Origin of the sequence: Galbibacter sp. (assembly GCF_035306585.1) — a bacterium.
Classification (GTDB): domain Bacteria; phylum Bacteroidota; class Bacteroidia; order Flavobacteriales; family Flavobacteriaceae; genus Galbibacter.
On record NZ_DATGNU010000058.1, the window covers coordinates 19,955 to 27,599 of the forward strand.

The window sequence follows — 7,645 nt, forward strand, 5'->3', positions numbered from 1 at the left end:
TGTTATAATTAAGTGCATATTGTTATATTTAAAACATTTAGTTTTATTTTTTGCTTTTAACCAAAACTTAACTTATTTTTACACTCTGTAAGGACCAAACCATATATACAATGAAAACAATTTCATCCGTAGTTGAGAACTACATTAAATCAAAGCCGTTCCTCCAGACGGCACTGGCGCAAGGGATCATTAACCTCACTTCTTTGTCCAGGACAATTAAGCCTGATATTGAAGAACAATTAGGAAAAGATGTGCGCAATGGTGCCATCGTTATGGCTTTGAAGCGACTTTCCGCGGAATTAGAGTTTAGAGCAACCCACCGTATTTTAAAAGTACTTAAAAATGTTGGAGAGATCACTGTTCGATCTTCTCTTACCGATTACACCTTTTTAATCTCTGACACCATCCTAAACAAGCAGGCAAAATTGCTTCAGGAAATCAATGAGAACAAAGATGTATTTTATACTTCCTCACGAGGGGTCAATGAAACTAACATTGTGGTGAGCAATTCTATGAATGCCATCGTGGAAGAAATCTTTAAGGACGAGAAGCGCACACAGAAAATTGATAAACTATCTTCGATCAGCGTAAAATTACCTGAGGAGAACGTGGTGATTCCTGGAATTTACTACTTCATTTTTCAACGGTTGGCTTGGGAAGGAATTATCCTTCACGAGGTGATATCCACTACCAATGAATTTACCATTATTGTTGGTGAAGATCAGATTGATATCGCCTTTAAAGTGATTAAAGATTTAAAGAGCTTGTAAGAGGAGACTTACTCTTTTTTTAGGATCTCTAATAACTCCTCTAAGGAGCCTGGCTTATTGCGTATAATCTTATCCTTATCCAGTACAAAATAAGTTGGTGTGGCGGTAATATTATAAGCTTCAGCCGTTTTATTATTCCATTTACCTTCTCCGTAAATGTGTGTAAAATTAGGATAATCCTCTATGGCGGCTTTCCATGGATATAGTTGATCTTCTAGACCAAATGCGATCACTTGGAGTTTATTGTTATCCAAATTGCTTACAAGCTCATGAATTTGTGGAATTTCTTTTAAGCAATGGGAACAAGTGCTGCTCCAGAATATCAATACATAACGTTTATAGCCCCTTAGATCAGATAGTTTTTTTCCTTCGTGGACCTGGAAGTCTGGCGCCTTGCTACCCAAAGCAGTTGCTTGAAATTGCTCAATTTCTGCAATGAGTTTGTAATCTCCTTTTTTCTTGGCTACAGGGAATAGGTACGTATCGGCAATATAATTGGCCAGGGTGTTGTCTTCGGCTGTTGAGAAGTTGACCCAAAGTCTTGTTGCGACTTCTTTTTTAAGATTTAAATCATCACCGATTCGGTGCATTACTTCATCTATGTTTTCGATATAGGTAGCTGTTAGCTGCTCTGGATTAAATTTAAGGACATATACTATGCAGAGATTGACTAGACGAAAGGAATTTTGGAGTGTGATGTCGTTAAAATTGATATAATCGAAATAGTGCTCTTTTTCTAATTCCAAATATTCAGTTGGTCCTATCTTTTGATCGGGGATAGGGGAACGCCCCGTTTTAATGAAACTCCTAGCCATAAGTCCCATACTTCGAAGCTCGAAATGGTGCTGGATTTCAGCGATCGCCTCAAACACGGCTTTGTAATCTTTCTCAGATACATCAGGATAGAATACCGCACTGAGTAATTCCTTGGTCATTTGAGATTTATCGAGGTATTCCAGGTACACCATGTTTTCCTCGCTCTCTAGGTACTTAACGCCACCCTCTTGTGAATACTCAAATACGATATCCTCTTTTCCATTATAGATGAAGTTAAAGTGATAATCCGTTCGAGGGATCCCAAAGTTGAGTTGATACATCCCTGGGGCTAATTCCTTTGGGAGATCTATTGAAACTGAGGAGTTCTCATCTAAACGTGTGTGCGAAATATAGTTTAAATAGTTTTGTGAAGTGGGATTGATCTGATATAAATAGACCGTTGTAAAGGTATTTGCTGGCTGAAATGTTCCAGAAATGGTATGTTGAGCGCTAGTTAAAAACGGGAGAAATAAAAGAAGTGTCAGTATATTTTTCATTTAAAATGTCTTACTGTTGAAAAAGGATTTGTGTTGCTAAAAAGGTTATTGCGCCAGTGGAAATAACGCCTTGTATGCTGTGTCAATTGATTTTATACCATCAAAACTAATAATTAAACGCAAGCCATTGCGGGTTTGTTTCTCTTTCAACTTACAATGGGCTGGATTTTTTTGTACAAACTCAAGAACCGATCTAAAGCGGTTACTCTGGTAATAACTACTTTGTTGGTCTGCAATAAAATATCCTACCATTTTGCCGTGTTTAAGCAATAATCGCTCAAGACCCATTTGTGTGGCTATCCATTTAAGTCTAACACTGTTTAATAGATCTTGTGCCTGCTCTGGTAATGGGCCAAAACGATCAATAAGCTGATCCATATAGGCTTGTAATTCGGTTTCTGTTTGTATGCTGCTTAGTTCGTTATAGAGTTTTAAACGTTCGGTAACTGTATTGATGTAATCATCCGGGAATAATAATTCAAAATCAGTATCTAACTGTGTTTCCTTTACATAGACCTTATTATTTTCTTCTTGAGGATATAAATCAGCAAATTCATCTTCTTTGAGCTCCTCTATAGCTTCATTCATGATTTTTTGATAGGTGTCAAATCCTATTTCATTGATAAATCCACTTTGTTCTCCACCTAATATATCTCCAGCTCCCCTGATCTCTAAATCCTTCATTGCAATATGGAATCCACTTCCGAGTTCGGTGAATTGTTCTAGGGCTTGAATTCGTTTTCTCGCATCGTCAGTCATGGCTGAGTAAGGAGGGGTGATAAAATAGCAGAAAGCCTTTTTGTTACTTCTACCTACTCGTCCTCTCATTTGATGCAAGTCAGAGAGACCAAAATTATTTGCATTGTTAATAAAGATGGTGTTTGCATTTGGAACATCCAGTCCAGATTCAATAATGGAGGTCGCTACTAACACATCAAATGCTCCGTTCATAAACCGCAACATGAGCTCTTCTAATTTTTTACCTTCCATCTGTCCATGGCCAATTCCGATCCGAGCATCGGGGACCAGTCGCTGTATCATTCCAGCAACCTCCTGGATGTTTTCAATTCGATTGTGGATAAAGTATACTTGCCCACCTCTTTGGATCTCATAGGAAATCGCATCACGGATGATTTCTTCATTTAATTGAATCACATTACTGTCGATCGGATATCTATTGGGTGGAGGCGTGGTAATGACTGATAAGTCACGCGCAGCCATTAGACTGAACTGTAGCGTTCTTGGAATCGGTGTAGCGGTAAGGGTTAATACCTCTACATTTTCTTTGATGGTTTTAAGTTTATCTTTAACAGAAACTCCAAACTTTTGTTCTTCATCTACTATAAGTAATCCTAAATCTTTGAATTTGACATTTTTATTTACCAATTGGTGGGTCCCGATAATGATGTCTACTTTTCCAGAAGCCAGATTCTCAAGGGTTTCTCTTTTTTCTTTTGCTGTTCTAAATCGGTTTAAATAATCAACGGTTACGGGCATGTTTTGTAATCGTTCACTAAATGTTTTGTGATGTTGGAAGGCAAGAATCGTGGTGGGAACTAAAACGGCTACCTGTTTTCCATTATCCACGGCCTTAAATGCAGCTCTGATGGCTACTTCTGTTTTTCCAAATCCTACATCACCACAAACCAAGCGATCCATAGGTTGTTCACTTTCCATATCAGCTTTCACTTCCTCGGTAGCCTTGCTTTGATCGGGGGTGTCCTCATAGATAAACGAGGCTTCTAACTCATTTTGCAAGTAACTATCAGGCCCGTACTGAAACCCTTTTTCTGTTTTTCGTTTAGCATATAGCTTGATGAGGTTAAAGGCAATTTCTTTAACCTTGGCCTTGGTTTTCTTTTTGAGATTCTTCCAGGCATTGGATCCTAACTTGTATATTTTAGGGGTCTTTCCATCTTTTCCATTATACTTGGTGATTTTATGAAGTGAGTGAATACTCACATATAAGATATCCCGCTCTCCATAAATAAGCTTGATGGCTTCTTGCATCTTGCCTTCCACCTGAATTTTTTGTAGCCCTCCAAAACGACCGATACCGTGATCGATATGGGTTACGTAGTCACCTATCTCAAGATTGGTGAGTTCTCTAAGGGTAATGGCCTGCTTTTTTGCATACCCGTTTTTGAGGTAAAATTTGTGGTAACGCTCAAATATTTGATGATCCGTATAACAAGCAATTTTTAGATCATGATCAATAAACCCTTGATACAAGGTGCCTACGATGGTTTGATAATGGACTTCCTTGCCAATGTCCTCAAAGATATCCTTAAACCTTTTGGCTTGTTGCTCACTTGTAGAATAGATATAATTTGTATAGCCTTTATGGTGATTCTCGTTGAGGTTTTCAATTAAAAGCTCAAACTGTTTGTTAAAAGAAGGCTGAGGTCCTGTGTTAAATCGGATCTGTTGTGGAAGCTCTTTCCAACCCTGTAATTCCACAGTGGTAAATGATTGGAGCCCTTGAGATATGGAGGATGCATTACAAAATAACTCTTCAGGTGGAGCGTGCTTGATATCTTTTGATAACTCTGAAAAAGCCGCCACCGCTTTTTCAAAAAGCTGTGCTATTCTACCCTCTAATTGTTCTTGGTTATTTAAAAAGATAATGGAGTTTGATGGTATGTATTTAAAAAAACTCTGTCGATCCTCTTGAAGTAATTTATTCTCTACATTGGGAATGATAGTCACCTTTTTAAGACGCTCAGTGGAAAGTTGCGTTTCCACATCAAAGCTTCGTATGCCGTCTACTTCATCACCAAAGAATTCAAAACGATACGGCTCGTTGTTTGAAAAGGAATATACATCAACGATACCCCCTCTGACGGAAAACTCGCCGGGTTCGGTTACAAAATCTACCCTTTTAAACTTGTATTCGAACAAGGTTTCGTTTAAGAAATCAATGGATAGCTTATCGTTTAAATTGATCTTTAAAGTGCTGCGCTCTAATTCTTTTTTGGTCACTACCTTTTCAAATAGTGCATCGGGATAACTGACAATAAGTGCAGGCTTTTTTCGAGAGTTGAGACGATTGAGTACTTCGGCTCTCATGAGGATGTTTGCGTTGTCAGTTTGTTCTATTTGATAGGGCCTTCGATAGCTGCCAGGGTAGAAGAGAACATTTTTATCCCCTAGCATTTGCTCGAGATCATTTAGATAATAAGCAGCTTCTTCCTTGTCCTTAAAAATTGCTAAAAACGGTTTGCCACTATCTTTGAAAACATTGGCAATAACACACGATAATGAGGAACCGTTTAATCCGCTCAGCTGAATTTTTTCTTGCGGCAGGGATATAAGTTCCCCTAATTTCTGTGTTTGCAGAGATTCTTGATATAAAGATAAAAGCTGTCTTATACCTGATTGTTTGGTAACAGTATCCACTAAAAATAATTTGTGCAAAGATAGTTCATAGGATCTTCTCCTCAAAAATTAACCCTTTGATGTATGTTAGCAGAAAATCTTACCAATAAACCATAAAAAAACCTCGTTCAATCTACAACGAGGTTTTAAGACGTAATCCGTAAATAAAAACGACATTTACGCTTTTTAACTTCTAATTTTTTGTTCCCATTTCCAAGCCGATGCCATGGCCTGTTCTAATGTAGATTCTGCTTTCCAGCCTAGAATATTGTTGGCTTTTGTAGTGTCAGCATAGGCCGCGATGACATCCCCTGGACGACGATCTACGATTTTATAGTTTAATGGTTTGCTGGCAACTTTTTCAAAGCTTGCGATCACTTCAAGGACTGTGCTTCCTGTCCCAGTACCTACGTTGAATACCTCGTAATTACTTTGATTTTTATTTTCAATTAAACGTTCTACTGCCACCACATGTGCTTTTGCTAAATCTACCACATGAATGTAATCCCGAATACAGGTACCGTCTTTGGTTGGATAATCATCACCAAAAACAGAAAGTTGTTCGCGTAATCCAACACCAGTTTGGGTGATAAACGGAACTAGGTTTTGTGGAACACCGACGGGTAATTCTCCGATGTGGGCACTATCATGCGCTCCAATTGGGTTAAAATAACGAAGTGAAATCGCTTTGATGTTTTGATAAACATTACAGCTGTCTTGAATGATTTCCTCTCCGATTTGTTTTGTATTGCCATATGGGGATTCCGCTGTTTTCACTGGTGCATCCTCTGTGATGGGTAAGCTATCCGCCTGACCATAAACAGTACAAGAGGAGCTAAAGATAAATGATACATCCTTTTTAACCGATAGCTCTTGAAGAAGATAGATCAAGGTGGTAATGTTGTTCTCGTAATAGAGAAGAGGTTTTTCTACACTCTCTCCAACGGCTTTAGAGGCCGCAAAGTGAATTACACCTTCGATATCCGGGTATTTTTTAAAGAAATCTGATACAGCAGATTTTTCTCTTAAATCTAATTTTTCAAAAATGGGTGCCTTTCCAGTAATGGCTTTGATTCCATCAAGTACATCGGTAGTTGAATTCGATAGGTTGTCAATAACAATGACCTCAAATCCTTTGTTTTGAAGTTCTACTACGGTGTGAGATCCTATAAAGCCTAGACCTCCAGTTACTAATATGCTCATTAGTCTTGGTGTTTTGTATTAGTTTAAAAATGAATTTATTGTGGTTGTAATGAAATCGATTTGTTCATCATCTAATTCTGTGTGCATTGGAAGAGAGATAACTTCTTTAACCAAGGTGTTGGTTACTTTAAAATCCTCCTCGTTGTATCTTGTATTTGCATAAGCCTTTTGTAGGTGTAATGGAATAGGATAATACACTCCGCAAGGAATGTCGTTTGCGTTGAGGTGCTTTACCAATTCATCACGCTTCCCATTGGTGATTCTAAGGGTATACTGATGAAAAACATGTTGATTGTTATCCGGTGTAAGTGCGCTTTGATCCGCAAGTACAGGCGTGATAATATGTGGGTTGTTTTTTAATCCTTTAGTGTATTTAATAGCGGCTTGACGTCTTTTTTTATTGTAGGAATCCAGTAAAGGTAATTTAGCCCGTAATACTGCTGCCTGCATAGAATCCAACCTTGAATTCACACCCACTACATCATGATGGTAACGTTCGTACATCCCGTGGTTTACAATACCTCGAATAAAGTGTGCTAGTTCATCATCATTGGTAAAGATCGCTCCACCATCGCCATAGCAGCCTAAGTTTTTAGATGGGAAAAATGAGGTTGCCGCTACATGACCGATCGTTCCTGATTTTTTTTTCTCTCCATTGCTAAAGGTGTAATCCGCTCCAATGCCTTGTGCATTATCCTCGATTATATATAAGTTATGCTCCTTGGCAATGTCCATGATTGCTTCCATATTGGCACATTGCCCAAAGAGGTGCACTGGAACAATGGCTTTGGTTTTGGGAGTGATGGCCTTTTTAATGGCCTCTATACTGATATTAAAGGTATTCGCATCGACATCCACCAAAACAGGAGTGAGCTGTAAAAGTCCAATAACTTCTACCGTTGCTGCGAAAGTGAAATCTGTGGTAATAACTTCGTCCCCAGGTTTTAGTTCTAATCCCATCATTGCAATTTGCAGCGCATC

5 protein-coding genes are annotated in these 7,645 nt (G+C 38.4%); 1 reads left to right on the forward strand and 4 read right to left on the reverse strand.

Annotated features, from left to right (window positions below; all coding sequences use genetic code 11):
- The first annotated feature begins 110 nt into the window (after window positions 1-110).
- Window positions 111-770 (forward strand): aspartate kinase, encoded by a 660-nt coding sequence (locus VKY50_RS06560; RefSeq protein WP_324300093.1) that lies wholly within the window; start codon window positions 111-113, stop codon window positions 768-770.
- 8 nt (window positions 771-778) lie between these two features.
- Here the strand turns inward: VKY50_RS06560 and VKY50_RS06565 are convergent, their stop codons facing one another.
- The 4 genes from VKY50_RS06565 to VKY50_RS06580 all read right to left on the reverse strand — a co-directional run.
- Window positions 779-2,083 (reverse strand): peroxiredoxin family protein, encoded by a 1,305-nt coding sequence (locus VKY50_RS06565; RefSeq protein WP_324300095.1) that lies wholly within the window; start codon window positions 2,081-2,083, stop codon window positions 779-781.
- 45 nt (window positions 2,084-2,128) lie between these two features.
- The gene (mfd, locus tag VKY50_RS06570) at window positions 2,129-5,482 is read right to left on the reverse strand and encodes a transcription-repair coupling factor (RefSeq protein ID WP_324300097.1); all 3,354 of its coding nucleotides are present in this window, start codon (window positions 5,480-5,482) and stop codon (window positions 2,129-2,131) included.
- Window positions 5,483-5,647: 165 nt separating this feature from the next.
- Window positions 5,648-6,664 (reverse strand): UDP-glucose 4-epimerase GalE, encoded by a 1,017-nt coding sequence (gene galE / locus VKY50_RS06575; protein ID WP_324300098.1) that lies wholly within the window; start codon window positions 6,662-6,664, stop codon window positions 5,648-5,650.
- A gap of 18 nt (window positions 6,665-6,682) precedes the next feature.
- A partial coding sequence (locus VKY50_RS06580) for a DegT/DnrJ/EryC1/StrS family aminotransferase (protein WP_324300100.1) occupies window positions 6,683-7,645 on the reverse strand: 963 nt, incomplete at its 5' end.